The 26460-nt window shown below is 65.0% G+C and carries 38 protein-coding genes; 35 read left to right on the forward strand and 3 right to left on the reverse strand.

Annotated elements, in window-relative coordinates:
* Positions 1–12: 12 nt before the first annotated feature.
* The 29 genes from rplD (at position 13) to dsbD (ending at position 16197) form a co-directional block, all read left to right on the forward strand.
* Entirely contained in the window at positions 13–633 is a 621-nt protein-coding gene (gene rplD, locus LDO27_RS23025; RefSeq protein ID WP_222209759.1) for a 50S ribosomal protein L4, read from the forward strand.
* Positions 630–944: a 50S ribosomal protein L23 gene (gene rplW / locus LDO27_RS23030; protein WP_222209757.1), complete on the forward strand. Its 315-nt coding sequence runs from the start codon at positions 630–632 to the stop codon at positions 942–944. Before rplD ends, rplW begins: the two co-directional genes overlap by 4 nt.
* Before the next feature lie 2 nt (positions 945–946).
* Positions 947–1777 carry a 50S ribosomal protein L2 gene (gene rplB, locus LDO27_RS23035; protein ID WP_222209755.1) on the forward strand — a complete coding sequence of 277 codons (831 nt, stop codon included), beginning with the start codon at positions 947–949 and terminating at the stop codon, positions 1775–1777.
* Positions 1778–1798: 21 nt separating this feature from the next.
* On the forward strand, positions 1799–2074 hold the full coding sequence (gene rpsS / locus LDO27_RS23040; protein ID WP_039007581.1) for a 30S ribosomal protein S19: 276 nt from the start codon (positions 1799–1801) through the stop codon (positions 2072–2074).
* A 9-nt stretch (positions 2075–2083) separates the two neighbouring features.
* On the forward strand, positions 2084–2413 hold the full coding sequence (rplV, locus tag LDO27_RS23045) for a 50S ribosomal protein L22 (RefSeq protein ID WP_222209753.1): 330 nt from the start codon (positions 2084–2086) through the stop codon (positions 2411–2413).
* A 9-nt stretch (positions 2414–2422) separates the two neighbouring features.
* Positions 2423–3223: a 30S ribosomal protein S3 gene (rpsC, locus tag LDO27_RS23050; RefSeq protein WP_222209751.1), complete on the forward strand. Its 801-nt coding sequence runs from the start codon at positions 2423–2425 to the stop codon at positions 3221–3223.
* 2 nt (positions 3224–3225) lie between these two features.
* Positions 3226–3642: a 50S ribosomal protein L16 gene (gene rplP, locus LDO27_RS23055; protein WP_006576240.1), complete on the forward strand. Its 417-nt coding sequence runs from the start codon at positions 3226–3228 to the stop codon at positions 3640–3642.
* An 11-nt stretch (positions 3643–3653) separates the two neighbouring features.
* Complete coding sequence (gene rpmC, locus LDO27_RS23060) at positions 3654–3848, forward strand: 50S ribosomal protein L29 (protein ID WP_222209749.1); 195 nt, start codon at positions 3654–3656, stop codon at positions 3846–3848.
* Positions 3845–4123, forward strand: coding sequence for a 30S ribosomal protein S17 (gene rpsQ / locus LDO27_RS23065; RefSeq protein ID WP_222209747.1), 279 nt, complete (start codon positions 3845–3847; stop codon positions 4121–4123). Before rpmC ends, rpsQ begins: the two co-directional genes overlap by 4 nt.
* A 273-nt stretch (positions 4124–4396) precedes the next feature.
* On the forward strand, positions 4397–4765 hold the full coding sequence (gene rplN, locus LDO27_RS23070) for a 50S ribosomal protein L14 (protein ID WP_006576237.1): 369 nt from the start codon (positions 4397–4399) through the stop codon (positions 4763–4765).
* A 9-nt stretch (positions 4766–4774) separates the two neighbouring features.
* On the forward strand, positions 4775–5083 hold the full coding sequence (gene rplX, locus LDO27_RS23075) for a 50S ribosomal protein L24 (RefSeq protein WP_222209745.1): 309 nt from the start codon (positions 4775–4777) through the stop codon (positions 5081–5083).
* 25 nt (positions 5084–5108) lie between these two features.
* Positions 5109–5651, forward strand: a complete 543-nt coding sequence (rplE, locus tag LDO27_RS23080; RefSeq protein WP_222209743.1) for a 50S ribosomal protein L5 — start codon at positions 5109–5111, stop codon at positions 5649–5651.
* Between the two features lie 9 nt (positions 5652–5660).
* On the forward strand, positions 5661–5966 hold the full coding sequence (rpsN, locus tag LDO27_RS23085; protein ID WP_222209741.1) for a 30S ribosomal protein S14: 306 nt from the start codon (positions 5661–5663) through the stop codon (positions 5964–5966).
* Between the two features lie 27 nt (positions 5967–5993).
* Positions 5994–6389: a 30S ribosomal protein S8 gene (rpsH, locus tag LDO27_RS23090; protein WP_222209739.1), complete on the forward strand. Its 396-nt coding sequence runs from the start codon at positions 5994–5996 to the stop codon at positions 6387–6389.
* 10 nt (positions 6390–6399) lie between these two features.
* On the forward strand, positions 6400–6933 hold the full coding sequence (rplF, locus tag LDO27_RS23095; RefSeq protein WP_222209737.1) for a 50S ribosomal protein L6: 534 nt from the start codon (positions 6400–6402) through the stop codon (positions 6931–6933).
* A gap of 11 nt (positions 6934–6944) precedes the next feature.
* Complete coding sequence (gene rplR / locus LDO27_RS23100; protein WP_222209735.1) at positions 6945–7301, forward strand: 50S ribosomal protein L18; 357 nt, start codon at positions 6945–6947, stop codon at positions 7299–7301.
* A gap of 21 nt (positions 7302–7322) precedes the next feature.
* Positions 7323–7841 (forward strand): 30S ribosomal protein S5, encoded by a 519-nt coding sequence (gene rpsE / locus LDO27_RS23105; protein ID WP_222209733.1) that lies wholly within the window; start codon positions 7323–7325, stop codon positions 7839–7841.
* A gap of 14 nt (positions 7842–7855) precedes the next feature.
* Positions 7856–8038 carry a 50S ribosomal protein L30 gene (gene rpmD / locus LDO27_RS23110; protein WP_010812381.1) on the forward strand — a complete coding sequence of 61 codons (183 nt, stop codon included), beginning with the start codon at positions 7856–7858 and terminating at the stop codon, positions 8036–8038.
* Positions 8039–8060: 22 nt separating this feature from the next.
* Positions 8061–8495: a 50S ribosomal protein L15 gene (gene rplO / locus LDO27_RS23115; protein ID WP_222209731.1), complete on the forward strand. Its 435-nt coding sequence runs from the start codon at positions 8061–8063 to the stop codon at positions 8493–8495.
* A gap of 48 nt (positions 8496–8543) precedes the next feature.
* The gene (gene secY / locus LDO27_RS23120) at positions 8544–9887 is read left to right on the forward strand and encodes a preprotein translocase subunit SecY (RefSeq protein WP_222209729.1); all 1344 of its coding nucleotides are present in this window, start codon (positions 8544–8546) and stop codon (positions 9885–9887) included.
* Between the two features lie 38 nt (positions 9888–9925).
* Positions 9926–10144, forward strand: coding sequence for a translation initiation factor IF-1 (gene infA / locus LDO27_RS23125; RefSeq protein WP_222209727.1), 219 nt, complete (start codon positions 9926–9928; stop codon positions 10142–10144).
* Positions 10145–10175: 31 nt separating this feature from the next.
* Positions 10176–10292: a 50S ribosomal protein L36 gene (rpmJ, locus tag LDO27_RS23130; RefSeq protein WP_006160433.1), complete on the forward strand. Its 117-nt coding sequence runs from the start codon at positions 10176–10178 to the stop codon at positions 10290–10292.
* Positions 10293–10311: 19 nt separating this feature from the next.
* On the forward strand, positions 10312–10677 hold the full coding sequence (gene rpsM / locus LDO27_RS23135) for a 30S ribosomal protein S13 (protein WP_144832071.1): 366 nt from the start codon (positions 10312–10314) through the stop codon (positions 10675–10677).
* Between the two features lie 24 nt (positions 10678–10701).
* A complete protein-coding gene (gene rpsK / locus LDO27_RS23140) occupies positions 10702–11103 on the forward strand; it encodes a 30S ribosomal protein S11 (protein ID WP_130393144.1) in 402 nt (133 codons plus the stop codon).
* Positions 11104–11412: 309 nt separating this feature from the next.
* On the forward strand, positions 11413–12036 hold the full coding sequence (rpsD, locus tag LDO27_RS23145) for a 30S ribosomal protein S4 (protein ID WP_222209725.1): 624 nt from the start codon (positions 11413–11415) through the stop codon (positions 12034–12036).
* A 172-nt stretch (positions 12037–12208) separates the two neighbouring features.
* Positions 12209–13189 (forward strand): DNA-directed RNA polymerase subunit alpha, encoded by a 981-nt coding sequence (locus tag LDO27_RS23150; protein ID WP_222209723.1) that lies wholly within the window; start codon positions 12209–12211, stop codon positions 13187–13189.
* A gap of 163 nt (positions 13190–13352) precedes the next feature.
* Positions 13353–13748 (forward strand): 50S ribosomal protein L17, encoded by a 396-nt coding sequence (gene rplQ, locus LDO27_RS23155; RefSeq protein ID WP_222209721.1) that lies wholly within the window; start codon positions 13353–13355, stop codon positions 13746–13748.
* A 110-nt stretch (positions 13749–13858) separates the two neighbouring features.
* Positions 13859–14236 carry a divalent-cation tolerance protein CutA gene (cutA, locus tag LDO27_RS23160; protein WP_224044189.1) on the forward strand — a complete coding sequence of 126 codons (378 nt, stop codon included), beginning with the start codon at positions 13859–13861 and terminating at the stop codon, positions 14234–14236.
* A 44-nt stretch (positions 14237–14280) separates the two neighbouring features.
* Positions 14281–16197 carry a protein-disulfide reductase DsbD gene (gene dsbD / locus LDO27_RS23165; RefSeq protein ID WP_224044196.1) on the forward strand — a complete coding sequence of 639 codons (1917 nt, stop codon included), beginning with the start codon at positions 14281–14283 and terminating at the stop codon, positions 16195–16197.
* A 12-nt stretch (positions 16198–16209) separates the two neighbouring features.
* On the opposite strand, the gene LDO27_RS23170 is transcribed toward dsbD, so the two are convergent.
* From LDO27_RS23170 to yihA, 3 genes are all read right to left on the reverse strand, one after another.
* Positions 16210–17559: a magnesium transporter CorA family protein gene (locus LDO27_RS23170; RefSeq protein ID WP_224044197.1), complete on the reverse strand. Its 1350-nt coding sequence runs from the start codon at positions 17557–17559 to the stop codon at positions 16210–16212.
* 23 nt (positions 17560–17582) lie between these two features.
* Entirely contained in the window at positions 17583–18575 is a 993-nt protein-coding gene (gene hemB, locus LDO27_RS23175; protein ID WP_222209629.1) for a porphobilinogen synthase, read from the reverse strand.
* A gap of 248 nt (positions 18576–18823) precedes the next feature.
* Complete coding sequence (yihA, locus tag LDO27_RS23180; protein WP_224044199.1) at positions 18824–19546, reverse strand: ribosome biogenesis GTP-binding protein YihA/YsxC; 723 nt, start codon at positions 19544–19546, stop codon at positions 18824–18826.
* Between the two features lie 454 nt (positions 19547–20000).
* Between yihA and LDO27_RS23185 the strand changes: the two genes are divergently transcribed.
* The 6 genes from LDO27_RS23185 (at position 20001) to LDO27_RS23210 (ending at position 26339) form a co-directional block, all read left to right on the forward strand.
* Positions 20001–20660 carry a c-type cytochrome gene (locus LDO27_RS23185; protein ID WP_222209627.1) on the forward strand — a complete coding sequence of 220 codons (660 nt, stop codon included), beginning with the start codon at positions 20001–20003 and terminating at the stop codon, positions 20658–20660.
* Positions 20661–20813: 153 nt separating this feature from the next.
* Complete coding sequence (locus LDO27_RS23190; protein WP_222209626.1) at positions 20814–23021, forward strand: cytochrome c biogenesis protein ResB; 2208 nt, start codon at positions 20814–20816, stop codon at positions 23019–23021.
* Between the two features lie 47 nt (positions 23022–23068).
* Positions 23069–24262 carry a c-type cytochrome biogenesis protein CcsB gene (gene ccsB / locus LDO27_RS23195; protein ID WP_377747764.1) on the forward strand — a complete coding sequence of 398 codons (1194 nt, stop codon included), beginning with the start codon at positions 23069–23071 and terminating at the stop codon, positions 24260–24262.
* 149 nt (positions 24263–24411) lie between these two features.
* The gene (locus tag LDO27_RS23200) at positions 24412–24870 is read left to right on the forward strand and encodes a COG4315 family predicted lipoprotein (RefSeq protein WP_222209624.1); all 459 of its coding nucleotides are present in this window, start codon (positions 24412–24414) and stop codon (positions 24868–24870) included.
* Between the two features lie 51 nt (positions 24871–24921).
* Positions 24922–25485 (forward strand): RNA polymerase sigma factor, encoded by a 564-nt coding sequence (locus LDO27_RS23205; RefSeq protein ID WP_222209623.1) that lies wholly within the window; start codon positions 24922–24924, stop codon positions 25483–25485.
* On the forward strand, positions 25482–26339 hold the full coding sequence (locus LDO27_RS23210) for an anti-sigma factor family protein (RefSeq protein ID WP_224044201.1): 858 nt from the start codon (positions 25482–25484) through the stop codon (positions 26337–26339). Before LDO27_RS23205 ends, LDO27_RS23210 begins: the two co-directional genes overlap by 4 nt.
* Positions 26340–26460 lie beyond the last annotated feature (121 nt).

Genomic DNA, 26460 nt, shown 5'->3' on the forward strand with positions numbered 1-26460 from the left:
GGAGCGGAATCAATGGAACTCAAGCTCCTCCAGGACAATGGCCAGATCGGTGCAGGCGTAGCCGCCTCGCCCGAAGTCTTCGGCCGTGACTACAACGAAGCCCTCGTTCACCAGATCGTCGTCGCTTACCAGGCCAACGCGCGCAGCGGTAACCGTAAGCAGAAGGATCGTGAAGAGGTCAAGCACACCACGAAGAAGCCGTGGCGCCAGAAGGGTACGGGCCGTGCTCGTGCCGGTATGTCTTCCTCGCCGCTGTGGCGCGGGGGCGGCCGTATCTTCCCGAATTCGCCGGAAGAGAACTTCAGCCAGAAGGTCAACAAGAAGATGTTCCGTGCCGGCATGCGCTCGATCTACTCGCAGCTCGCACGTGAAGGTCGTATCAACGTGGTGGACGGTTTCACTGTCGACGCGCCCAAGACCAAGCTGCTGGCCGAGAAGTTCAAGGCCATGGGTCTGGATTCGGTGCTGATCATCACCGACAACCTCGACGAAAACCTCTACCTGGCTTCGCGCAACCTGCCGCACGTGTCGGTTGTCGAGCCGCGCCACGCTGACCCGCTGTCGCTCGTGCACTACAAGAAGGTGCTCGTGACCAAGGCGGCCGTCGCGCAGATTGAGGAGTTGCTCAAATGACGCAAGTAGCCAAGAACGATCATCGTTTGATGCAGGTGCTGCTCGCGCCCGTGGTTTCCGAAAAGGCAACCCTGGTCGCCGACAAGAACGAACAAGTCGTGTTCGAAGTCGCTCGCGACGCCAACAAGGCGGAAGTGAAGCAGGCTGTCGAGCTGCTGTTCAAGGTCGAGGTGCAGTCCGTTCAGATCCTGAACCAGAAGGGCAAGCAAAAGCGTTTTGGTCGCTTCATGGGTCGTCGTAACCATGTGAAGAAGGCCTACGTTTCGCTCAAGCCGGGTCAGGAAATCAATTTTGAAGCGGAGGCCAAGTAATCATGGCACTCGTCAAGACCAAACCGACTTCCCCGGGCCGCCGCTCGATGGTGAAGGTCGTCAACAAAGACCTTCACAAGGGCGAGGCATACGCGCCGCTGCTGGAAAAGCAATTCCAGAAGTCCGGCCGTAACAACAACGGTCACATCACCACCCGTCACAAGGGCGGTGGTCACAAGCACCACTACCGCGTGGTCGATTTCAAGCGCAACGACAAGGACGGCATCCCGGCCAAGGTCGAGCGCCTGGAATACGATCCGAACCGCAGCGCCAACATCGCCCTGGTGCTGTTCGCCGACGGCGAGCGTCGCTACATCATCGCTACCCGCGGCATGGCCGCCGGCCAGGTGCTGATGAACGGCCCGGAAGCGCCGATCAAGGCTGGCAACAACCTGCCGATCCGCAACATCCCGGTCGGTACCACGATCAACAACGTGGAAATGCTGCCGGGCAAGGGTGCACAGATCGCGCGCGCCGCCGGCGGTTCCGCCGTGCTGCTGGCTCGCGAAGGCATCTACGCCCAGGTTCGCCTGCGCTCCGGCGAAGTGCGCCGCGTGCATATCGAATGCCGCGCCACCGTTGGTGAAGTTGGCAACGAAGAGCACAGCCTGCGCGTGATCGGCAAGGCCGGCGCGACGCGCTGGCGCGGTATTCGCCCCACCGTCCGCGGTGTGGTGATGAACCCGGTGGATCACCCGCACGGTGGTGGTGAAGGCAAGACCGCTGCTGGTCGCGACCCCGTGTCGCCGTGGGGTACCCCGGCCAAGGGTTACCGTACCCGCAGCAACAAGCGCACTGCCAGCATGATCGTGCAGCGCCGCCACAAGCGTTAATCGGTAGGTAGGAGCCTAGACATGACACGTTCCGCAAAGAAGGGTCCGTTCTGTGACGCCCACCTGCTGAAAAAGGTGGAAGCGGCCACGGGCGGCAAGGACAAGAAACCCATCAAGACATGGTCGCGTCGCTCGACCATTCTGCCGGAGTTCATCGGCCTGACGATCGCCGTTCATAACGGTCGCCAGCACGTGCCGGTGTACGTTACGGAAAACATGGTTGGCCACAAGCTCGGTGAATTTGCGCTGACGCGCACGTTCAAGGGCCATGCGGCTGACAAGAAAGCGAAGAGGTAAGGTGCCATCATGGAAGTGAAAGCGATTCATCGCGGTGCCCGCATCTCCGCCCAGAAGACGCGCCTGGTCGCTGACCAGATCCGCGGTCTGCCGATCGAGCGCGCGCTCAACATCCTGACGTTCAGCCCGAAAAAGGCTGCCGGGATCGTGAAGAAGGTGGTCGAATCGGCCATCGCCAACGCCGAGCACAACGAAGGCGCCGACATCGACGAACTGAAGGTCACTTCGATCTACGTCGACAAGGCAACCTCGCTCAAGCGCTTCACGGCACGGGCAAAGGGCCGCGGCAACCGCATCGAGAAACAAACCTGTCACATCACTGTGACGCTCGGCAACTAAGGAGTCACGATGGGACAGAAGATTCATCCGACTGGCTTCCGTCTGGCCGTCAGCCGTAACTGGGCTTCGCGTTGGTACGCCAACAACACGAAGTTCCCGGGCATGCTGAAGGAAGACATCGAGGTTCGCGACTTCCTGAAGAAGAAGCTGAAGAACGCCTCGGTTGGCCGCGTCGTCATCGAGCGCCCCGCCCGCAATGCACGCCTGACCATTTACAGCTCGCGTCCGGGCGTGGTCATCGGCAAGAAGGGTGAGGACATCGAACTGCTGAAGGCTGAGCTGCAGCGTCGCATGGGCGTGCCCGTGCACGTGAACATCGAAGAAATCCGCAAGCCGGAAATCGATGCGCAGCTGATCGCCGACTCGATCACCCAGCAGCTCGAGCGCCGCATCATGTTCCGTCGCGCCATGAAGCGCGCGATGCAGAACGCGATGCGCCTCGGTGCCCAGGGCATCAAGATCATGAGCGCCGGTCGTCTGAACGGTATCGAAATCGCTCGTACCGAGTGGTATCGCGAAGGTCGCGTGCCCCTCCACACGCTGCGCGCCGATATCGAGTACGGCTTCTCCGAAGCGAAGACCACCTACGGCATCATCGGTGTCAAGGTGTGGGTCTACAAGGGGGATCACCTCGGCCGCAACGAAGCGCCGGTGGTGGAAGAGCCGCAAGACGACCGCCGTCGTCGCCCGGGTCGTCCGGAAGGTCGCCGCCGTGAAGGCGAAGGCCGCCCGGCTGGCAACCGCCGTGGTGCGGGTGCCGGTGCAGGTCGCCGCGGTGCGCCTGGCGCAGACGCGAAGAGTGGAGAATAACGATGCTGCAACCTAAGCGCAGAAAATACCGCAAGGAGCAGAAAGGCCGCAACACGGGTAAGGCTACCCGTGGCAACGCCGTGTCTTTCGGCGAATTCGGCCTGAAGGCAATGGGCCGTGGCCGTCTGACGGCTCGCCAGATCGAGTCGGCACGTCGTGCGATGACCCGCCACATCAAGCGTGGCGGCCGCATCTGGATCCGGATCTTCCCGGACAAGCCGATCTCGAAGAAGCCCGCCGAAGTCCGTATGGGTAACGGTAAGGGCAATCCGGAATACTACGTGGCTGAAATTCAGCCGGGCAAGATGCTGTACGAAATGGATGGCGTGAGCGAAGAGCTGGCGCGTGAGGCGTTCCGCCTCGCCGCGGCGAAGCTGCCGATCGCCACCAATTTCGTGGTGCGTCAGGTCGGGACGTAAGGAGAGCAGGGATGAAAGCATCCGAACTTCGCGGCAAAGACGCCGCCGGGCTGAACAACGAGCTCTCCGAGCTCCTGAAGGCCCAATTTAGCCTGCGCATGCAAAAGGCCACCCAACAGCTGCAGAACACCAGCCAGCTGAAGAAGGTGCGCAAGGACATCGCGCGGGTGCATACCGTGCTGAATGAGAAGGCGAGCTCGAAATGACAGAAACTGCACAAACGGAATCGTCGCTTCGCCGCACGCTGGTCGGTCGGGTAGTTAGCGACAAGATGGACAAGACCGTTACGGTCCTGGTGGAAAACCGCGTCAAGCACCCGCTGTATGGCAAGTACGTGCTGCGTTCGAAGAAGTACCACGCACACGACGAAGCCAACCAGTACAAGGAAGGCGACAAGGTGGAGATTCAGGAAGGCCGTCCGCTGTCGCGGACCAAGTCCTGGGTCGTTTCCCGCCTGCTTGAAGCTGCACGCGTCATTTAAGAACCACAGCGTTCTTTCTTGACTTGCGAGTCCAGGGTTATGTGTCTATAATCCTGGACTTCCGCTTTATTGCGTCCGCCCTAGCACCACCACCCCGGCGAGCCCTTAAGGCGAATACAGGCCGAGCGGTACCTGATAAACATTGGGCCGCCTGGCAACAACCGACTTCAAAGTTGCTCAACCCAAACGGTAGCTGGCGCAAAGCCAGAGGCCGACGGGACCAAGACTGACCGGCGGGCGTTGCCCGGTGGATTAAGTTGGGAAGATAACACCATGATTCAGACAGAAAGCCGGCTCGAAGTGGCCGATAACACTGGTGCGCGCGAAGTTTTGTGCATCAAAGTGCTGGGTGGGTCCAAGCGCCGCTACGCGAGCGTGGGCGACATCATCAAGGTGACCGTCAAGGACGCAGCGCCGCGCGGTCGCGTGAAGAAGGGCGACATCTATAACGCCGTCGTCGTGCGCACCGCCAAGGGCGTGCGTCGCGCTGACGGTTCGCTCGTCAAGTTCGACGGCAATGCCGCTGTCCTGCTGAACAACAAGCTCGAGCCGATCGGCACCCGCATTTTCGGGCCGGTGACTCGTGAACTCCGCACCGAGCGCTTCATGAAGATCGTGTCGCTCGCACCGGAAGTGCTGTAAGGAGCCGCCATGAACAAGATTCGCAAAGGCGACGAGGTCATCGTCCTGACCGGCAAGGACAAGGGCAAGCGCGGTACGGTCCAGGCCGTGCTGGGCGACAAGGTCGCGGTTGAGGGCGTGAACGTTGCCAAGAAGCACGCTCGCCCGAACCCCATGCTGGGTACGACGGGTGGTGTGGTCGACAAGGTCATGCCCCTGCATATTTCCAACGTTGCGCTCGTGGATGCCAATGGCAAGCCGTCGCGCGTCGGCATCAAGGAAGTGGACGGCAAGCGTGTGCGCGTGCTGAAGACGACCGGCGCCGTCGTGGCCGCTTGATTCTGGGCACGGATAGGAGTTGAGCATGACAGCACGTCTGCAAGAGTTTTACAAAGAACAAGTCGTCCCGAAGCTGATCGAGCAGTTCGGCTACAAGTCGGTCATGGAAGTGCCGCGCATCACCAAGATCACCCTGAACATGGGTCTTGGCGAAGCCATCAATGACAAGAAGGTCATTGAGCTGGCCGTGGGCGACCTGACGAAGATTGCCGGCCAGAAGCCGGTCGTGACCAAGGCTCGCAAGGCTATCGCAGGTTTCAAGATCCGCCAGGGTTATCCCATCGGCGCGATGGTGACGCTGCGCGGCGAGCGCATGTTCGAATTCCTGGATCGTTTCGTGACCGTGGCCCTGCCGCGTGTGCGTGACTTCCGTGGTGTGTCCGGCAAGTCGTTCGATGGCCGCGGCAACTACAACATCGGGGTGAAAGAGCAGATCATTTTCCCCGAAATCGAATACGACAAGATCGACGCGCTGCGCGGTCTGAACATCAGCATCACGACGACGGCTAAGAATGACGAGGAAGCCAAGGCTCTCCTCGGTGCATTCAAGTTCCCGTTCCGTAATTAAGGGGTAACCGTGGCTAAACTGGCTCTGATTGAACGTGAGAAGAAGCGCGCCAAGCTCGTGGCGAAGTATGCCGAGAAGCGCGCTGCCCTCAAGGCCATTATCGACGACCAAGAGAAGTCGGAAGAAGAGCGTTACAGCGCGCGTCTCGAGCTGCAACAGCTCCCGCGCAACGCGAACCCGACTCGCCAACGCAATCGTTGCGCGATCACCGGTCGTCCCCGCGGTACCTTCCGCAAGTTTGGCCTGGCGCGTAACAAGATCCGCGAGATCGCCTTCAAGGGCGAGATTCCGGGTCTGACGAAAGCCAGCTGGTAATTACGCACAGGCTACAGGAGAAACAGTATGAGCATGAGCGATCCTATCGCCGATATGCTGACGCGCATCCGCAACGCCCAGGGCGTGCAGAAGGCGTCGGTTGTCATGCCGTCGTCGAAGCTGAAAGTGGCGATCGCCAAGGTCCTGAAGGACGAAGGCTATATCGACGACTATGCCGTGACTGAAGAAGGCGGCAAGGCACAACTGAACATCGGTCTGAAGTACTACGCCGGCCGTCCCGTGATCGAGCGCATCGAACGCGTGTCGAAGCCCGGTCTGCGCGTGTACAAGGGCCGCAGCGAGATCCCGCAAGTGATGAACGGCCTGGGCGTCGCGATCATCTCGACCCCGCAGGGTCTGATGACCGACCGCAAGGCGCGCGCCACCGGCGTGGGCGGCGAAGTTCTCTGCTACGTCGCTTAAGGAGTAAACCATGTCCCGTGTAGGTAAGGCTCCCATCAAGCTGCCGAAAGGCGCAAAGATCAGCGTGGCAGCTGGCGTGCTCTCCGTGGAAGGCCCGCTGGGTAAGCTGTCGCAGCCGGTCCATCCGCTGGTCAAGGTCAATGTCGAAGACGACGTGCTGACCTTCGCCCCGGCCGATGAGTCCCGCGAAGCAAACGCGCTGCAGGGCACGATGCGTGCCCTGGCGAACAATATGGTCAACGGCGTGACCACCGGTTTCCAGCGCAAGCTGAACCTTGTCGGCGTGGGCTATCGTGCCCAGCTGCAAGGTAACGCGCTGAAACTCCAGCTTGGTTTCTCGCACGACGTGATCCATGAGATGCCGGAAGGCGTGAAGGCGGAAACGCCGACGCAGACCGAGATCATCATCAAGGGTGCGGACAAGCAGAAAGTCGGTCAGGTTGCCGCGGAAGTGCGCGCGTACCGTCCGCCCGAGCCCTACAAGGGCAAGGGCGTGCGCTACAGCGACGAGCGCGTCATCCTGAAGGAAACCAAGAAGAAGTAAGGGGTGCAATGATGAACAAGAAAGACGCTCGTTTGCGCCGTGCACGTCAGACCCGCAGCAAGATTGCCGAGCTGAAGGTCAATCGTCTGACTGTGTTCCGTACGAATACGCATATTTACGCTCAGGTCTATTCGCCGTGCGGCACCCAAGTGGTTGCCTCGGCGTCGACGGTCGAAGCAGAAGTGCGCAAGGAACTGACCGGCAGCGGCGCTACCGCTGCGGCCGCTACCCTGATCGGCAAGCGCATCGCCGAGAAGGCGAAGGCAGCTGGCGTGGAAACCGTCGCGTTCGATCGCGCTGGCTTCCGCTTCCACGGTCGCGTGAAGGCCCTGGCTGACGCTGCGCGCGAAGCCGGCCTCAAGTTCTAAGCGCACACAGAGAGATACGTCATGGCAAAAATGCAAGCAAAAGTCCAACAGGACGAACGCGACGACGGCCTCCGCGAGAAGATGATCTCGGTCAACCGTGTCACCAAGGTGGTGAAGGGTGGCCGGATTCTCGGTTTCGCTGCGCTGACCGTGGTTGGTGACGGCGACGGCCGCGTCGGCATGGGCAAGGGCAAGGCGAAGGAAGTGCCCGTGGCCGTGCAGAAGGCAATGGACGAAGCCCGTCGCAAGATGGTCAAGGTCCCGCTGAAGAACGGCACGCTGCAACACGAAGTCGTTGGCAAGCACGGCGCCGCCAAGGTGCTGATGATGCCGGCCAAGGAAGGTACCGGCGTGATCGCCGGCGGCCCGATGCGCGCCATCTTCGAAGTGATGGGCGTGACGAACGTCGTGACCAAGTCGCACGGCTCGACCAACCCGTACAACATGGTTCGCGCCACGCTGGACGGTCTGACGAAGATGAGCACGCCGAGCGAGATCGCTGCGAAGCGTGGCAAGTCGATCGAAGACATCCTCGGTTAAGGCAGGTGAACGAAATGTCGCAGAAAACCGTAAAAGTGCAACTCGTGCGCAGCCTGATCGGCACGCGCGAGGATCATCGCGCCACCGTTCGTGGTCTTGGCCTGCGCCGCATCAACTCGGTGTCGGAGCTGCAGGACACGCCCGCCGTGCGCGGCATGATCAACAAGGTCTCGTACCTGGTCAAGGTTCTGGCCTGATACCGGGGACTCGGAGAGCAACATGCAACTGAACAACCTGAAACCGGCCGCCGGTTCGAAGCACGCCAAGCGTCGCGTCGGCCGCGGTATCGGCTCCGGCCTGGGCAAGACCGCCGGTCGCGGGCACAAGGGCCAGAAGTCGCGTTCGGGCGGCTTTCACAAGGTGGGCTTCGAAGGCGGTCAAATGCCGCTGTATCGTCGTCTGCCGAAGCGTGGCTTCACCTCGCTGACGAAGGAATTCACCGCCGAGGTGACCCTGCGTGACATCGAGCGTCTGGAAGCTGCCGAAGTGGATCTGCTCGTTCTGAAGCAGGCTGGCCTGGTGGGCGAGCTGGTCAAGAGCGCCAAGGTCATCAAGGCCGGCGAGCTGACCCGCAAGGTAACGATCAAGGGTCTGGGCGCCACCGCTGGCGCCAAGGCAGCGATCGAGGCCGCCGGTGGTCAGATCGCGGCGTAATTCAGCAGCAGATTTCGCAGCATAGGCGAGTCACAGTCGGAGCATCGTTTGGCCACGGCGAAACCCAATGCAAGCGCACAAGCCAAGAACACGGCGAAGTATGGCGACCTCAAGCGCCGGCTGATGTTCTTGGTGCTGGCCCTGATCGTCTACCGCATCGGTGCGCATATTCCGGTGCCGGGAATCGATCCGGAGCAGCTCGCGAAGCTATTCCAGAGTCAGTCGGGTGGCATCCTCGGGATGTTCAACCTGTTCTCGGGCGGCGCCTTGTCGCGCTTTACCGTCTTCGCGCTCGGCATCATGCCGTACATCTCGGCGTCGATCATCATGCAGTTGCTGACGATCGTGCTGCCGCAGCTGGAGCTGCTGAAGAAGGAAGGGCAGGCAGGACAACGCAAGATCACCCAGTACACGCGCTACGGCACGGTGTTGCTGGCCACCTTCCAGGCTTTCTCGATCGCGGTCGCGCTCGAGTCCCAGCCTGGCCTGGTGATCGATCCGGGCATGATGTTCCGGGCGACCGCGGTGATCACGCTGGTCACGGGAACGATGTTCCTGATGTGGCTGGGTGAGCAGATCACCGAACGGGGCCTGGGCAACGGCATCTCGATCATCATCTTCGGTGGTATCGCGGCGGGCTTGCCCAATGCGATCGGTGGCCTGTTCGAGTTGGTGCGTACCGGTTCGATGAGCATCATCGCGGCGATCCTGATCGTGGCGATCGTCATCGGCGTCACGTTCGCGGTGGTGTTCGTGGAGCGTGGCCAGCGCAAGATCCTGGTGAACTATGCCAAGCGTCAGGTCGGCAACAAGGTGTACGGCGGTCAGTCGTCGCACCTGCCGCTGAAGCTGAACATGGCCGGGGTGATTCCGCCGATCTTCGCATCGTCGATCATCCTGTTCCCGGCGACCATCGCGGGCTGGTTCACGTCGGATGCGACGGGGTCGGTGGGTCGGGTGATCAAGGATCTGGCGGCGACGCTGTCCCCTGGTCAGCCGGTGTACATCCTGCTCTATGCTGCGGCGATTGTATTTTTCTGCTTCTTCTACACGGCGCTGGTCTACAACAGCCGCGAAGTGGCAGACAACCTGAAGAAAAGCGGTGCCTTCATTCCGGGCATCCGTCCGGGCGAGCAGACGACGCGCTATATCGACAAGATTCTGGTGCGACTGACGCTGGCTGGCGCGATCTACATCACGCTGGTGTGCCTGCTGCCGGAATTCCTGGTGCTGCGCTGGAACGTTCCGTTCTACTTCGGCGGAACCTCGTTGCTGATCATCGTGGTCGTCACGATGGACTTCATGGCCCAGGTCCAGTCCTATGTCATGTCGCAGCAGTACGAGTCGCTGCTCAAGAAGGCGAATTTCAAGGGCAATCTGACCTTGCGTTGAAGTAGTAGGGTTGGTTCGGACCGGTTCGGACTCTCGGTATGGCAAAGGACGATGTCATCCAGATGCAGGGGGAGGTACTGGAAAACCTCCCGAACGCAACGTTCCGCGTCAGGCTCGAGAATGGCCATATCGTGCTGGGGCACATCTCCGGCAAGATGAGAATGAACTACATCCGGATTCTTCCGGGTGACAGGGTGACGGTTGAACTGACCCCATATGATCTGTCACGAGCGCGCATCGTCTTCCGGACGAAGTGAGCCGAACAGGAATTGAAGGAAGAGGAAAATCATGAAAGTGCTGGCTTCTGTTAAGCGCATTTGCCGCAACTGCAAAGTTATCAAGCGCAACGGTGTCGTGCGCGTGATCTGCTCGTCGGATCCCCGCCACAAGCAACGCCAAGGCTAATCGTAAAGAGGATTGACGAATGGCACGTATCGCAGGGGTTAACATCCCGAACCACAAGCATACCGAGATCGGCCTGACGGCTATTTACGGTATCGGCCGCTCGCGCGCCCGCAAGATCTGCGAGGCCACCGGCGTTCCCTTTGATAAGAAGGTCAAGGACCTGACTGACGCCGACCTGGAAAAGCTTCGTGACGAAGTTGGCAAGGTCACGGTCGAGGGTGACCTGCGTCGTGAAACCACGATGAACATCAAGCGTCTGATGGACCTTGGTTGCTATCGTGGCCTCCGTCACCGCAGGGGCCTGCCGATGCGCGGTCAGCGCACCCGTACCAACGCCCGTACCCGCAAGGGTCCGCGTAAGGCCGGCGTGGCTCTGAAGAAGTAAAGCCCAAGGCAGAGGAAGAAACTAATGGCAAAAGGTCCGAACAACGCAGCCCAGCGCGCGCGTAAGAAGGTGAAGAAGAACGTCGCGGACGGCATCGCGCACGTCCACGCCTCGTTCAACAACACCATCATCACGATCACCGACCGTCAGGGCAATGCCCTGTCGTGGGCGACGGCAGGCGGCCAGGGCTTCAAGGGCTCGCGCAAGTCGACCCCGTTCGCAGCCCAGGTGGCCGCGGAGAACGCCGGTCGTGTGGCGCAAGATCAAGGCATCAAGAATCTGGAAGTTCGCATCAAGGGCCCGGGCCCGGGTCGCGAGTCCGCCGTCCGTGCGCTGAACGCGCTGGGCATCAAGATCGCCATCATCGAAGACGTGACGCCGGTTCCGCACAACGGCTGCCGTCCGCCGAAGCGCCGCCGCATCTAAGGGCGCTGCATAGCTGGATTCCGCAGGGGTGTCCCTAACGCGGTTTCCAGTTGTGATAGAATCTCGCGTTTTCCTGCTGCAGAAGTTCGCGGCAGGATTTCGCGTTTTATATGGCAACGTCGCCAGGGCGCTCGAGGCGTCCGTGTGTCGTTTGCCCGCATCGCTGATTTGCGGGCTCTCATGCCGGGAGCCCGTTGGATAAGCCCACCGTTCGCCCAATACGCTGTTTCGCGGCTCTTGCCCGAAGCACGTCTGGCGGACTCGCGGCGCGTCATGATGGCGCCGTGATCGATCAGGAAGGAAGATAAAGTGGCACGTTATACCGGCCCGAAGGCCAAACTCTCCCGCCGTGAAGGTACTGACCTGTTCCTGAAGAGCGCACGTCGCTCGCTCGCGGACAAGTGCAAGCTCGACAGCAAGCCCGGCCAACATGGCCGCACGTCGGGTGCCCGCACCTCGGACTACGGCACGCAGCTGCGTGAAAAGCAGAAGGTCAAGCGCATCTACGGCGTACTCGAGCGCCAGTTCCGCCGCTACTTCGCGGAAGCCGACCGCCGCAAGGGCAACACCGGCGAGAACCTGCTGCAACTGCTGGAAACGCGTCTGGACAACGTCGTGTACCGCATGGGCTTCGGTTCGACCCGTGCTGAAGCGCGTCAGCTGGTGTCGCACAAGGCGATCCTGGTCAATGGCCAGACGCTGAACGTGCCGTCGGCCCAGATCAAGGCTGGCGACGTGGTTGCCATCCGCGAGCAGTCGAAGAAGCAAGTGCGTATCGCCGAATCGCTGTCGCTGGCCGAGCAGTCGGGCTTCCCGACCTGGGTCGCCGTGGACGCGAAGAAGTTCGAAGGCACGTTCAAGCAAGTGCCGGATCGCGCCGATATCTCGGGCGACATCAACGAAAGCCTGATCGTCGAATTGTATTCGCGCTAATCGCCTGATCCCTGTCCGAACGGTCAAGGCTTGCGCTTTTCGTCGAGCTCAATTTTTCAGCCCGGCGCGCTCATGCGCGCCGGGCTTATTGCCCATCGTAGGATGGGTTTTCAGGTTCCAAACGTCAGCCTTATCGGTGTAACGAGCCGAGGGTATTGAAAAGGACAACCTAATGCCAACAGCACTTCTCAAGCCTAAAATCATCGCCGTCGAGCCGCAAGGCGATCATCACGCCAAGGTCGTGATGGAGCCGTTCGAGCGGGGCTACGGCCATACGCTCGGCAATGCCTTGCGTCGCGTGCTGCTGTCGTCGATGGTCGGCTATGCTCCGACCGAAGTGACAATCGCCGGGGTGGTCCACGAGTATTCCACCATTGATGGCGTGCAGGAAGACGTCGTCAACCTGCTGCTCAACCTGAAGGGCGTCGTCTTCAAGCTGCATAACCGCGACGAAGTCACGGTATCGCTGCGCAAGGAAGGCGAAGGCGTGGTGACGGCCGCTGATATCGAGCTGCCGCACGACGTCGAGATCATCAACCCGGGCCACGTGATCGCCCACCTGTCCGCCGGCGGCAAGCTGGACATGCAGGTGAAGGTCGAGCAGGGCCGCGGCTATGTGCCCGGCAACGTGCGCAAGTTCGGCGACGAGTCGAGCAAGGTGATCGGCCGCATCGTGCTGGACGCCTCGTTCTCGCCGGTTCGCCGCGTGTCGTATGCGGTCGAGTCCGCCCGTGTGGAACAGCGTACCGACCTGGACAAGCTGGTGATGAACATCGAAACCGACGGCGTGATCTCGCCCGAGGAAGCGATTCGTCAGTCGGCCCGTATCCTGGTGGACCAGCTGTCGGTGTTCGCCGCGCTGGAAGGCACCGAGTCGTCGGCGGAAGCCGCGTCGAGCCGCGCGCCGCAGATCGATCCGATCCTGCTGCGTCCGGTGGACGATCTGGAGCTGACGGTGCGTTCGGCCAACTGCCTGAAGGCCGAAAACATCTACTACATCGGCGACCTGATCCAGCGTACCGAGAACGAGCTGCTGAAGACCCCGAACCTGGGTCGCAAGTCGCTCAACGAAATCAAGGAAGTCCTCGCTTCGCGTGGCCTGACGCTCGGCATGAAGCTCGAGAACTGGCCGCCCGCTGGCCTGGAAAAGTAATCTGCGTGGCCGGGCGGTTCGCCGCCCGGCCATCAGGACCCGCCGCTGACTCCGGTTCGCGGCACCGACCGACTACCGGCCCGCGCCGGGCGGAACGACCCGAAGGGATCGCGCCGCTGGCGATAGAAGAGCTGGTCAAACACTGTAATCAAAAGGAATCATCATGCGTCACCGTCATGGCTTGCGGAAACTGAACCGCACCTCGTCGCACCGTCTCGCGATGCTGCGCAACATGTCCAACTCGCTGTTCCAGCACGAGCTGATCAAGACCACCCTGCCGAAGGCGAAAGAGCTGCGCAAGGTCGTCGAGCCGCTGATCACGCTGGCCAAGAAGGACACCGTGGCAAACCGCCGCCTGGCCTTCGCCCGTCTGCGCGACCGCGACATGGTCACCAAGCTGTTCAACGAACTGGGCCCGCGCTACGCCACCCGTCCGGGCGGCTACACCCGCGTGCTGAAGTTCGGCTTCCGTCAGGGCGACAACGCGCCGATGGCGCTGGTCGAGCTGGTGGATCGTCCGGAAATCACCGAAGCCCCGGCCGAAGAAGCCGCGGAATAAGGTTGCATCCGCCGCCCATCGCTCGTCGATGGGTCTACCGGACAACGCTTACAATCGAGCCAGGCAATGCCTGGCTCTTTTGTTTTTTGGCGCCCGAGGCGATGGATGCGATGAGCGAGAACGGAACCGACAAGCAGGCCGGTAGCGACGTCATCGTCGTGATGACCAATCTTCCGGACGCGCAGAGCGCGGCGAGCCTGTCGCGCTCGGTGCTGCAGGCGCGGCTGGCCGCCTGCGTGAACCGGCTTGGTCCATGCCAGTCGGAGTACTGGTGGCAGGGCGGGCTGGAACAGGCCGAGGAATGGCCGGTGCTGATCAAGACCACGCGCGCGCGTTATGCCGAACTCGAGGCGCTGATCTTGGCGGCGCATCCCTATGACGTGCCGGAGATCGTCGCGATGCCGCTGGTGGCAGGCTTCGCGCCCTATCTGGCGTGGGCCGCGGGCGAGACCGGCGCAGGCGCGAACATGGAAGAGGACAACGGATGAGCAGCACGGTGTGGACGCGGACGGGCGCGGACGGTAGCAGGACGATGCGTCAAATCGCCGCGGCGGCGTGGGCGATCGTGACCACGACGGTCCTGGTGCTGCTCGCGTTGGCGACCGTATCGCCCGCTCGCGCGGCGGGCCAGGACGATTTCCTGCCGCCCGAAAAGGCGTTCCGCTTCGCGGCGCGCGAGATCGATGGGCAGAACATCGAGGTGCGCTTCGATGTCGCCGACGGCTACTACATGTACCGCGAGCGCTTCGCGTTCACCGCGCAGCCGGCGGATGCGGTCAAGCTGGGCCAACCTGAATTCCCGGCCGGCAAGGTCAAGTTCGACGAGACCTTCGGCAAGGAGATGGAGACCTACCGCGGCACCGTGACCATCCGCGTGCCGGTGGTCTCCGCGCCCGCCGACGGCAAGTGGTCGCTCGTGGTGACCTCGCAGGGCTGTGCGGACCAGGGGCTGTGCTATCCGCCGATGGAAAGCGTCCACCAGGTCGGCGGCGGTGCGCTGGCCGGCTGGTTCGGCAAGCGGGACAGCACGCCGGCCGTCACGGCGGCCCCTCTGCCCGCGCAGCGCCGGCAGGCGGCGACGGGCGCGGACGTGGGTGGCGGGCGCGCGGTGGACGACAGCGAGGGCATCGCAGGCACGCTGGCAACGGGCAATCTGGGACTCATCGTCGCGCTGTTCTTCGGGCTCGGCCTGTTGCTGACCTTCACGCCGTGCGTGTTGCCGATGGTGCCGATCCTGTCGTCCATCGTCGTCGGCGAGCACGTGCATCGCGGGCGGGCGCTGGCCGTTTCGCTGGCCTATGTGCTGGGCATGGCGGTGGTCTACACCGCGGTCGGCGTCGCCGCCGGGCTGCTCGGCGAAGGGCTGGCGGCGGCATTGCAGAATCCCTGGGTGCTCGGCGTCTTCGCGGCACTGATGGTGGCGCTGGCGCTGTCGATGTTCGGCGCCTACGAATTGCAGTTGCCGCAGCGCTGGCAGACCCGGCTGACGGAGTCGTCGAACCGCCGCCGCGGCGGCCAGGTTGCCGGCGCGGCGGCGATGGGCGCGATCTCGGCGCTGATCGTGGGTCCCTGCGTGACCGCGCCGCTGGCCGGGGCGCTCGCCTACATCGCGCAGACCGGCGATGCCGTGACCGGCGGCGCCGCGCTGTTCGCGATGGCCATCGGCATGGGCGTGCCGCTGGTGCTGGTGGGCGTCGGCGCCGGCAACCTGCTGCCGCGCGCGGGGCGCTGGATGGAGGCTACCAAGCGCTTTTTCGGCTTTCTGCTGATCGCGGTCGCGATCTGGATGGTGGGACCCGTGCTGCCGTCGTGGCTGCTGATGCTGGCGTGGGCGGCGTGGCTGCTGATCGCCGCGGTCTTTCTCGGCGCGCTGGACGGGCTTGGCGCCCAGCCGCACCCGCTGACCCGGCTGGGCAAGGGGGTGGGGGTGCTGGCGGCGCTGGGCGGCGCCATCCTGCTGGTGGGCCTCGCCTCGGGCGGACGCAATCCGCTGCAGCCGCTGGCGCATCTGGCGCTGGCGCCGGAGACGGTGGGATCCCCGCAGGGAGCGGCGAGCGCCAATGCGCATGCAGAGGTCCGCTTCGAGCGCGTGCGCTCGATCGCCGAACTCGACGCCCGGCTCGCCCAGGCGGCCGCCGCCGGGCAACCGGTGCTGCTCGACTTCTATGCCGACTGGTGCGTGAGCTGCAAGGAGATGGAGCGCTTCACCTTCAGCGATCCCAAGGTGCGCGCGCGCCTGGCAGGCGTGGTGATGCTGCAGGCGGACGTGACGGCCAACAATGCCGACGACAAGGCCCTGCTGAAGCGCTTCGGGTTGTTCGGCCCTCCCGGCATCATCCTGTTCGGCGCCGATGGACGCGAGAGCACGGTGCGGGTGATCGGCTACCAGTCGGCCGGCCGTTTCCTGGCCAGCCTGCAGCGGGCGCTCGGACCCGCCACGGACGCCTGATTGCCGCGCGGCTCAGCCGCGCCGCAACCGCCTGCCCACGAACCACGCCACGGCCAGGCTGACGATGACGCCGCCCATCAGGCCGATCGACCACCAGAAACCGGTGGGCTCGCGCAGCCACGGCATGCGTTCGAAATTCATGCCGAAGATGCCTGTGATCAGCGTCAGCGGCATGAACAGCGCCGTGATCATGGTCAGCATGCGCATGGTGTTGTTGGTGCGGTGCGCCACGGCCGAGAAATGGATCTGCACCGCCGATTCGATCGAATCCTCCAGCCGCCGGGCGTGGGCCAGGACCCGCGAAATATGCTCCATGACGTCGTTGATGCGCACCAGCAGCACTTCGTCGCGGTCCGTCACGCCGCCGCCGGTCTGGCTGCTGTAGCTGTTGTCGAGCAGGCCATCGCGGAATTCCTGCAGCGCGTCGCGCTGCTCCTCACACAGATGCTCGAGCCGGCGCAGCTGGATACGGGCATCGAGCAATCCCTCCCAGCTCGAGAAACCGCTGTCGGCGTTCAGCAGCGCGCGCTGCCAGCGATCGAGCTGGCGTGTGAGCGGGGCTCGCAGGTCCAGGTAGCGGTCCACCATCGCGTTGAGCAGGCGCAGCATCAGGTCCTCCGGCCGCGTCGGTGGACGGATACCGTGCACCAGCGTCACCTGGCCATTGGTGCGGTTCGCGGGGCGGGAGGCCTGGCATAGCTCGATCAGGCGCTGCCGCACCTGCTCGATCGTGCGGGACTGGCTGGGCCGCACGGTGATCAGCACGTTGTCGAAGACGAAGAACGTGACAGGCTGGGTGTCGATGCGCGCCAGCGCCGGCAGAAAGCCGGGAGGGTGCCGCCGCGGCTTCACCGGGCCAGCGGTGGACGATACCGAAGTCATGGACGGCGGTGGGTGGGATGCGCCGTTGGCGGCCCCGTTGACTGGCGCAAGCGGCGCTGCGGTGTGCGGTGCCGGCGGCGTATCGGATACCGGCCGGCCCTGCACGGTGGCGGCCGGCACCGCGACCGCGGCCGGTGCGGCGGCAAGCGCCGCCGTCGCGGCCGCTTCCCCGCCTTCGGCGATCAGCCGGCTGGTCTCGAAGGTCAGCTTGCGGAAGATCACCATGTCGTACGCGTGCGTCGTGTCGAAGTACGACGGATGCGCCGGATTGATGGCGTCGGTCAGGTGCAGATCCAGCACGGGCGCGCCTGCCACGGTCTGCATGGCTTCGCGCCATGCGGTGGGATTGGCGGTGACTTCCTCGATCGGGCAATCGATCCAGACGAAGCGCGCCGCGGCGTTGCCGACGAGGAATTCGCGGGCCGCCTCGAGCGTGGCGAGCGGATGGACCTGGCTGGCGGAGAACCCTAGCAGCTGCATGCGGTGCGGGGCGCGAGTCGTGCCTAGCCCTGCATCAGACGCGCCGCGTCGCGCGCGAAATACGTCAGGATGCCGTCCGCGCCGGCGCGGCGGAAGGCCAGCAGCGATTCCATCATCACCTTGTCGTGGTCGAGCCAGCCGTTCTGCGCGGCGGCCTTGAGCATCGCGTACTCGCCGCTGACCTGGTAGACGTAGGTCGGAAAGCGGAATTCGTCCTTTACGCGGCGCACGATGTCCAGGTACGGCATGCCGGGCTTGACCATCACCATGTCGGCGCCTTCCATGATGTCCTGCGCCACCTCGCGCAGGGCCTCGTCGGTATTGGCCGGGTCCATCTGGTAGGTCATCTTGTTGCTCTTGCCCAGATTGGCGGCGGAGCCGACGGCATCGCGGAACGGGCCGTAGAACGCCGAGGCGTACTTGGCCGAGTACGCCATGATCCGCGTGTGGATATGGCTTTCGTTCTCCAGGGCGGCGCGCACCGCGCCGATGCGGCCGTCCATCATGTCGGACGGCGCGACGATGTCCACGCCCGCGTGCGCCTGCACCAGCGCCTGCCGCACCAGCAGCTCCACGGTGGTCTCGTTGATGACGTAGCCGTTCTCGTCCAGCACGCCGTCCTGGCCGTGGCTGGTGTACGGGTCCAGCGCCACGTCGGTCATCACGCCCAGTTCGGGGAAGCGGTCCTTCAGCGCGCGCACCGCGCGGGGAATCAGGCCCTCGTCGCGCGTGGCCTCGATGCCGTCCGGCGTCTTCAGCGAGGGGTCGATCACCGGGAACAGCGCCATGACGGGAATGCCCAGCTTCACGCATTCCTCGGCCACGGGCAGCAGCAGATCGACCGAGAGCCGCTCCACGCCGGGCATCGACGCCACGGTCTCGCGCTGGTTCTGTCCGTCGAGGATAAAGACGGGGTAGATCAGGTTGTCGGGCGAGAGCCGATGTTCACGCATCATGCGGCGGGAAAAATCATCGCGGCGCATGCGGCGGGGGCGGTATTCGGGAAAGGTCGACATGGCGGGATCGAAAGAAAATCGCGGAAATGCACCGGCGGGATCACAGCGGCATCGCAGCCGTGGGAAAGCGTGTCCGCCGTGAAAGAAAAACTAAACTTTTGGGTGTGCCCGCTATCATACTCGCGGACACTCTGCGTTGCGCCTCGCGTGGCGCGGTGTCCCCCGCTACTCCTCCCTGAGCGGGTACCCGCCTTCAAAGCGGGAAAGTTCATCCCCGTTGCTTGCAGCGGGGTTTTTTTTTGCGCGCTTCAGTCCTGCGCGGGCGCGGCCGATCCGTCCTGCCCATCCGTGCCGTCCGTGCCGTCCGCGCCGTTTGCGGCATCGGCCGGCGGACTCGCTTCGGGCAGCGCCAGCCAGCCGGCGATACGCTGCTGGGCCTCTTCGATGCCGCGCCGTTTCAGGCTCGAGAACAGCTGCGCGGTCAGCGTCGCGGTGCCCGCGGCCTGCTTCGCATAGTCGGCCAGCACACGCCGCGTCTCGCGCAGCGCCAGCGCGTTCTCGCTGCTGGTCAGCTTGTCGGCCTTGGTCAGCAGCACGTGGATCGGCTTGCCGGTGGGCAAAAACCACTCGACCATCTGGCAATCGAGATCGGTGAACGGGCGGCGCGCGTCCATCATCAGCACCAGCCCGGCCAGCTGCGGACGCGACTGCACGTAATCGCCCAGCAAGGCCTGCCAGTGGTATTTGGCCGAGCCCGACACCTGGGCGTAGCCGTAGCCGGGCAGGTCGACGAGAAAGCCCAGCGCGTCGGGCGCCTTGACCGGGGCGATGGTGAAGAAGTTGATGTGCTGGGTGCGGCCCGGCGTCTTGGAGGAGAACGCAAGCCGCTTCTGGTTGCACAGCACGTTGATGGCGGTGGACTTGCCCGCGTTGGAACGTCCGGCAAAGGCCACTTCCGGCACGGCCGTGGTCGGCAGGTCGCGCAGGTGATTGACGGTGGTGAAGAAGCGGGCCTGATGGAGAAGGGACATGCGGATCGGGGCAAGGAGCGGGTGGGCGGGGCGAGCCACTGGTGGCTCGGTCCACCTCGCGAAAACATTGGCTGCGGGTGGCAGGGGCGGCAAGGTTGCCGCCGTGGCCGGCAAGCCGCGCGGGGTGTCCGAAGCGGCTTTCCGGGAAGGGTTTTATTGTACAATAACCCGGTTTACGGCCTCCCGACCGGGTGGCGTGTGGCATTCACCGCCACCCGCCGCGGCCCCGCGGCAGGCCCGCATGTCGTTCCATCGTGGCAGCAGTGGCAACACAATCCGGCGGTAATCCCGTTTCGGCCCGGTCAGGCCGGGACGGAGATCACGGCGGTTTCCCGGCCCTCGCGGCCTGCTGACTCTCCGATGTCCAAGTCTTCGCCCAGCGCGTCCTCACCGCGGGCGGGAGGCTGAACGGCAAGCATGACGGTATTCAAAAACAATCAGACAAGGTGTGCGAATGAACCGCATTGCGAAACTTCTGGCTGTCGTGGCGCTGGCACTGCCGGCAACGGCCATGACCGGTCTGGCATCTGCCGCAGAGCAGGCCGCCGTCAAAGCTGATCCGGCCAAGGGCGAAACGCTTTTCTCGCAAGGCGCGCCCGATCGCAATGTGGCCGCCTGCCTGAGCTGCCATGGCGCCGGCGGCAACAGCGGCGCGGCGGTCAACCCCAAGCTTGCCGCCCAGCACCCCGAATACATCGACAAGCAGTTGAAGGACTTCAAGACCAAGGTCCGCAACAACCCCATCATGACGCCCATCGCCGCGCAGCTGACCGACCAGGAAATGCGCGACCTGGGCGCCTATCTCGGCAAGCAGGCCCTCAAGCCGGCCACCGCGAAGAACAAGGACACCATCGAGCAGGGCCAGAAGATCTATCGTGGTGGTATCGCCGCGAAGGGCGTGCCGGCCTGCGCCGCCTGCCACGGCCCGACCGGCGCTGGCATCCCGGCCCAGTATCCGCGCATCGGCGGCCAGTTCTCCGAATACACCGAAGCGCAACTGGTCGCCTTCCGCCAGGGCAACCGCAAGAACAACCCTGTGATGACCGCCATCGCGGCCAAGATGTCGGACGCCGAGATCAAGGCAGTGGCCGACTACGTCGCCGGCGTTCGCTAAGTCGTTCCGCGTCGGGGCGTCCCTCGGGGACGCCCGGGCCTTGCTTCGGCGGGGTACCGGACCGCAACCAAGCGGCCCGACAACAATCGAAAAGGGTGGCCTGCGCGAGCATGTCCACCCTTTTTTATTTCACCGCCTCGGCCTCATCCGCACATGTCGACCGTTTCCACTTCGGGCCTGCACCTGAAGACATCCCACCGCCTGCTGCGTGACGTCGTCGAGCTGCTGTCGTCGATGCGTTTTGCCATCGCGCTGCTGACGGTCATCTCGATCGCCAGCGTGATCGGCACGGTGCTCAAGCAGAACGAGCCGTATCCGAACTACGTCAACCAGTTCGGTCCCTTCTGGGCCGACCTGTTCCACGCGCTGTCGCTGCAGAAGGTGTACAGCTCGTGGTGGTTCCTGCTGATCCTGGCCTTCCTGGTCGTGTCGACCTCGCTGTGCATCGCGCGCAATGCGCCGAAGATGATCGCGGACATGCGCTCGTGGAAGGACCATGTGCGCGAGCGCAGCCTGCGCGCGTTCCACCACCGGGGCGAGTTCGACAGCGGCAACGGCCGGGCCGACACGGTGGCGCGGCTGGCGGCACTGCTGGTCAACCGGCGCTACCGGGTCAAGCGGGTCGAGCACGAGGGCGCGACGCTGATCGCGGCCAAGGCCGGGGCCTTCAACAAGCTGGGCTATATCTTCGCGCACGTGGCCATCGTCGTGATCTGCATCGGCGGCCTGCTCGACGGCGACATGCTGATCCGCGCGCAGATGTGGTTCGGCGGCAAGACGCCGGTCAGCGGCAACGCGGTCATCAACGAGATTCCGCCGCAGCACCGCCTGCCGGCCAGCAACCCGGGCTTTCGGGGCAATGCCTTCGTGCCGGAGGGCGCCACCGTCTCCACCGCCATCCTGAATGTCGCCGACGGCGCGCTGGTGCAGGATCTGCCTTTCAGCCTGACGCTGAAGAAGTTCACGGTCGAGCATTACTCCACCGGCATGCCCAAGCTGTTCGCCTCCGACGTGATCGTGACGGACCGCGCCACCGGCAAGCAGACGGAGGCCACGGTCAAGGTCAACGAGCCGCTGATCGTGGACGGCATCGCCATCTACCAGTCCTCGTTCGAGGACGGGGGCTCGCGCCTGAAGTTCGTCGGCTATCCGATGCAGGGCGCGCAGACCGGCACGTTCCCGCTGGCCGGCACGGTGGGCGGGCAGTTGCCGCTCAAGGGTACCGGCACGGCCGCGGACGACGCGGGGCTGACGGTCGAGTTCGCCGACTTCCGGCTGATGAATATCGAGAACGTCACCGACGCCTCCGGCAAGCCGGACGCGCGCGGCGTCGCCCGCAAGTCCTTCAACGAGCAGCTCGAGGCCCGGCTCGGCTCGGCGGCCAATCCCGAGCGCGGCAAGGAGCTGCGCAACGTCGGCCCGTCGGTGCAGTACAAGCTGCGCGACCGCAACGGCCAGGCGCGCGAGTTCAACAACTACATGGTGCCCGTGGCGCTGGACGGCCAGCTGGTCTTCCTTGCCGGCATGCGCGACTCGCCGAGCGAGGCCTTCCGCTACCTGCGCATCCCGGCCGACGACCAGAACACGGTGGCCGACTGGATGCGCCTGCGCGCGGCGCTGCAGGACCGCGCGCTGCGCGGCGAGGCGGCACGGCGTTTCGCGCAGGCCTCGATGCCTGGCGACGACAAGGCGCCGCTGCGGGCGCAGCTGGGCGAGAGCGCACAGCGCGCGCTGGACCTGTTTGCCGGCGCCTCGCGCGGCGACGGCGAGGCGCCGCCGGGCGGCTTCACGGCCATTGCCGCCTTCCTGGAAAAGTCGGTGCCACCGGCCGAGCAGCAAAAGGCCGCCGACGTGCTGCTCAAGATCCTGAACGGCACCATGTGGGAGCTGTGGCAGCTCGCGCGCGAGCGCGACAAGCTGCCCGTGGTGCCCAACAGCGCGCAAAGCGGCGCGTTCCTGCAGCAGGCGATCAACGCGCTGTCGGACAGTTTCTTCTACGCCGCGCCGGTCTTCCTGCAGCTCGACGACTTCCAGGAAGTGAAGGCCAGCGTGTTCCAGATGACCCGTGCGCCGGGCAAGAACATCGTGTATCTTGGCTGCCTGCTGCTGGTACTGGGCGTGTTCTCCATGCTCTATATCCGCGAGCGCCGCGTCTGGATCTGGGTGAAGGACCGGGCCGACGACCGCACGAGCGGCGGCGCCGCCGACGCGGGCGCGGCCGATGCCGATGCCACCGGCAGCCATGTGCTGATGGCCATGTCGACCCAGCGTCGCACCCTCGATTTCGAGAAGGAATTCGCGGCCCTGCGCGACGACGTGCGGCGGGCCGCGGGCGGCACCGCGGTGCCGGACGCCGACTAGCGCGGCCGGGTCCACCCGCCGCTCCCCACTTAAGAGCAGGTAAGGATATGTCCTCCAACGCTACCAACATCAATCCGCCGGCGGCGGCCCGGGACGCCGCGGCGCCCGAGGGCGTCTACATGCAGCCGCCGCTGCTGCGCCGGCTGTCCTGGGTCGACTGGGTCTACGCAGTGCTGCTGGCGGTCGGCGCCGGCTTCGCGCTGACGCGCTACGGCCAGTGGATGGATGGCTACGACAAGGGCGTGCTGGTGGCCTCGGTGCCCACCTTCGCCTTGATGGGCTGGTACTGGAAGCCGGTGCGGCCGCTGATGGCCGGGCTGACGGTGCTGTCGCTGCTCGCCATCCAGCTTTATCAGGGCGATCTCGCCCGCGCCGAACAGGCGTTCTTCCTGAAGTATTTCCTGTCGAGCCAGTCGGCCATCCTGTGGATGTCGGCGCTGGTGTTCCTCGGCACGCTGTTCTACTGGGGCGGCCTGCTGGGCCGCTCGGAGGCCGGTTACAGCATCGGCAGCAAGATGGTGTGGGCCGCGGTGGTGCTGGGCTTTACCGGCATGCTGGTGCGCTGGTACGAGTCGTACCTGATCGGCACCGATATCGGCCATATCCCCATCTCGAACCTGTACGAAGTCTTCGTGCTGTTCACGCTGATCACCTCGCTGTTCTACCTGTACTACGAGGGCCGCTACCAGACGCGCGCGCTGGGCCCCTTCGTGATGCTGGTGGTGTCGGCGGCGGTGGCCTTCCTGCTGTGGTACACGGTGAGCCGCGACGCGCACGAGATCCAGCCGCTGGTGCCGGCGCTGCAAAGCTGGTGGATGAAGATCCATGTACCGGCCAACTTCGTCGGCTACGGCACCTTTGCGCTGGCGGCCATGGTCGCGGTGGCCTACCTGCTGAAGCAGCGTGGCATCCTGGCCGAGCGGCTGCCCTCGCTCGACCTGCTGGACGACGTGATGTACAAGGCCATTGCAGTTGGCTTTGCATTCTTCACCATCGCCACCATCCTGGGCGCGCTGTGGGCGGCGGAGGCTTGGGGCGGCTACTGGAGCTGGGACCCCAAGGAGACCTGGGCGCTGATCGTTTGGCTGAACTACGCGGCCTGGCTGCACATGCGGCTGATGAAGGGCCTGCGCGGCACCATGGCGGCCTGGTGGGCCGTGGTCGGCCTGCTGGTGACGACCTTCGCCTTCCTCGGCGTCAATATGTTCCTGTCGGGGCTGCACAGCTACGGCGAGCTCTGATCCGCGGGCCCGCCGGCCCGCTCCCGGACGACAAACCTGCCCCTCGGGGCAGGTTTTTTTTCGCCGGCATGGAATAAATGCATCACATCGGGTGTTTACTGAGGGGCAGGGCGCCGGCTGGCGGCGCCCCCAGACCAGGAGACCGCATCATGGCCCTTTCCCGCCGTTTCGCTTCCGGAACCGCGTCCCTGTCCCGCACGACGCTCCGCTCGGCCTTGCTGGCCACCACCTGCGCGGCCGTTCTGCTGTCCGGCTGTTCGACCCTGGCCGGCGATGGCGGCGGCGCGAAGGCCGGCATGCCCGCCGCCGTCAAGGTGGCCGACGGCGTGCTGACCGATCCGCAGGGGCTGACGCTCTACACGTTCGATCGCGACACCGCCAACAGCGGCAAGAGCGTCTGCAACGGGCCCTGCGCCACCAACTGGCCGCCGCTGCTGGCGCAGCCGGGCACCGCGCCGACCGGCGGCTACACCGTCGTCACCCGCGATGACGGCACGCGCCAGTGGGCCTACAAGGGCAAGCCGCTGTACCGCTTCGCCAAGGACGCCAAGCCGGGCGACCGCACCGGCGACAACCTCAACAACGTGTGGCACGTCGCCAAGCCCTGACGGCCTGGACTGCGGCGCACGCAGGACCGGATCATCGCCACGGCCCCGGGCATGGACGGGTTTGACCGCCAACTGATCGCGCTGGCGCCGCGCCTGCGGCGCCATGCGCGCGGCCTGACTCGCGACGTGGCGGCGGCCGACGACCTGGTGCAGGACACCCTGGAGCGGGCGCTGCGCTATCGCTGGCGTTTCCGCCTGCGCACGGGCGCGCGCTGGGGCGACGGCGGCGACGGCCTGCTGTCGTGGCTGCTGACGCTGATGCACCGGCTGCGCCTGAACGGCGTGCGCCGCGCGGATCTGGTGGTCGCGGCCGATGTCCTGCCCGACGTTGCCGCACCCGGCGCCGATCCCGGCCTGCGCCGCGATCTCGCGCGTGCGCTGGAGGCGCTGCCCGAGGCCCAGCGGGCGGTGCTGCTGCTGGTCAGCCTGGAGCAGTTCTCCTACCAGGAGGCGGCGCGCGTGCTGGACGTGCCGGTCGGCACCGTGATGTCCCGGCTGGCGCGGGCCCGCGAGCGCATGCGCCAGTTGCTCGACGGCGAGACGGCACCCGATGCGGCGACGACCGCCGGCGCACCGCGGCCGGCCACCCGACCCGGCCTGCAAAGAATCAAATGACGCCCCCACCGATCCCGGACGAAGACGAACTGCATGCCTATGCCGACGGCCGGCTGGCGTCCGCCCGCCGCGCCGAGGTGGATGCCTATCTGGCCGCCCACCCGCAGGCCGCGGCGCGCGTCGCGTCGTGGCAGCGGCAGGCGCGCGAACTGCATGCCGCGCTGGACGGCGTGCTCAACGAACCGGTGCCGGGCCGGGCCCTGCCGGCCGGGCTGCGCGGGCAGGACGGCGCGCGCGCGCCCTCGCCGGGGCGCCGCACGGCATGGACGGTGGGACTGGCGGCCAGCGTCGCGTCGCTGGCGCTGGGCGCCGCCATCGGCTGGATGGCGCACGGCAGCATGGCCGCGGGCGGCGCGGGCGGCGGCCTGATCGCCACCGCGCCGGCGGTGGAGCGCTTCGCGCGCCAGGCGCTGGCCAGCCACGTGGTCTACGCACCGGAGGTGCGGCATCCGGTCGAGGTGACGGCCGACGACGAGGCGCATTTGGTGGCATGGTTGTCCAAGCGCCTCGGCGCGCCGCTGCAGGTGCCCGACCTCTACCCGCTGGGCTTCCGGCTGATGGGGGGGCGTCTGGGGGTCGCCGAGGGCGGACCGTCCGCCATCCTGATGTACGAGGGCCAGGACGGTACCCGCCTGTCGCTGCAGCTGCGCCGGATGGCGCAGGGCACGCCGGACACCGGTTTCCGGATGGAAAGAATGGGCCGCGGCCCGAGCGACCGGCCTGCCGATGCGGCCCGCACGATGGCCTTTTACTGGGTCGACCGGGATGTCGGGTTTGCGCTGGCCGGCCCGCTGGAGCGCGACCGGCTGCTGGCGCTGGCCCAGAGCGTATATCGCCAGTACCGCAGCGGTTGAGACCGCGCGGGGCGCGACCGAACGCCGCAGGTGGCGTTGCCGGCGGGCCGCGCACCCTGGACCGCTGCACCGGTCCAACGCAGTAAGGAATACCCCGGTCGCGCCGTGCCGGCCCGGCCGG

This window comes from Cupriavidus respiraculi (genome assembly GCF_914271545.1).
GTDB classification, from domain to species: Bacteria; Pseudomonadota; Gammaproteobacteria; order Burkholderiales; family Burkholderiaceae; genus Cupriavidus; species Cupriavidus respiraculi.